The organism is Brachybacterium sp. NPDC056505, assembly GCF_042794925.1.
GTDB lineage: Bacteria > Actinomycetota > Actinomycetes > Actinomycetales > Dermabacteraceae > Brachybacterium > Brachybacterium kimchii.
In genome coordinates this window covers 1-1,435 of the sequence record NZ_JBHTSV010000073.1, presented here as the reverse complement: position 1 = coordinate 1,435, position 1,435 = coordinate 1, and the positions used below count along the sequence as shown (strand labels likewise).

General features: G+C 64.9%; 1 protein-coding gene. It reads left to right on the top strand.

The window, feature by feature from the left end:
- Window positions 1-57 precede the first annotated feature (57 nt).
- Window positions 58-1,401 (top strand): IS256 family transposase, encoded by a 1,344-nt coding sequence (locus ACFQ53_RS17690; protein ID WP_377862287.1) that lies wholly within the window; start codon window positions 58-60, stop codon window positions 1,399-1,401.
- Window positions 1,402-1,435 lie beyond the last annotated feature (34 nt).

Sequence of the window (1,435 nt, the reverse complement as noted above, 5' to 3'; positions counted from 1 at the left end):
GGGCGTGTCAGATGGTCTGTGTAAGTCCTGACTGAAGGGACCGAGACAATCATGACCATGACCGATGAGAACGAGCGGGAGACGCGCACGGGAGCCGACCTCGTCCAGCAGCTCAAGGACGCTGGCGAGCTCGATGGCCTGTTCGCGCAGATCGACGCGGGACAGATCGAGCTGACTGGCGATGGCGGGTTCATTCCCGCGCTGGTCAAAGCCGCTCTCGAGCGAGGCCTGCAGGCCGAGTTGACCGACCATCTGGGATACGACAAGCACGCCCCGCAGGGACGGGGCTCGGGCAACTCCCGCAACGGGACTACGCCGAAAACGGTCCAGTCCGAGGTCGGAGCGATCGATCTGGAGATTCCTCGTGATCGGGCCGGCACGTTCGCCCCGCGCCTGCTGCCGAAGGGCCAGCGCCGTCTGGGTGGCCTCGACGAGATCATCATCAGCCTGTATGCGGGCGGGATGACGATCCGGGAGATCCAGCACCACCTCGCTTCGACGATCGGCACAGACCTCTCCCACGAGACGATCTCGAACATCACCGACGCGGTGGCCGAGGAGATCCTGGAGTGGCAGCAGCGGCCACTGGAGGAGTTCTACCCCGTGATCTACCTCGATGCGATCCGCATCAAGGTCCGCGAGGACCACCAGGTCATCGGCCGCTCCGCGTATCTGGCCGTGGGCGTGGACCTCGAGGGCATCAAGCACGTGCTGGGCATCTGGGTCCAGGACACCGAGGGCTCCGCGTTCTGGGCGCACGTGTGCGCGGACCTGGCCAACCGCGGAGTCAAAGACGTCCTGATCGTCTGCTGCGACGGGCTGAAAGGCCTTCCCGAGGCGATCGAGGCGACCTGGCCGGACTCGATGGTTCAGACTTGCGTGGTCCACCTGATCCGCGCCGCGATGCGTTTCGTCAGCTACACCGACCGCAAAAAGGTCGCCGCCGCGCTCAAGCCGATCTATACCGCCCCGAGCGAGGACGCGGCCCGCAAGGCTCTGGAGGAGTTCACGGCCTCACCGTGGGGACAGAAGTACCCATCAGCGGTGATGACCTGGGACAACGCATGGGACCGATTCATCCCGTTCCTCGCGTTCCCCCCGATGCTGCGCCGAGTCATCTACACGACCAACAGCATCGAGTCGCTGAACTTCCAGCTGCGGAAGGTCACCAAGAACCGCGGGCACTTTCCCTCGACCGAGGCCGCGGTCAAGCTGCTCTGGCTGGCGATCTGCAACATCGAGGACAAACGCGCCCTCGACCGCGCGAAGGAGAAGGGCAAGCCAGCCAGCCAGCGCAGAGCCTCCGGCCGCCTCGTCGAGGGCCAGGTCACCACGAACTGGAAACAGGCCCTCGCCCAGCTCGCAGCCGCCTACCCCGACCGCATCAACCCCTACCTCTGAACACCACCACTTACACAGACAGATTGACAGGCTC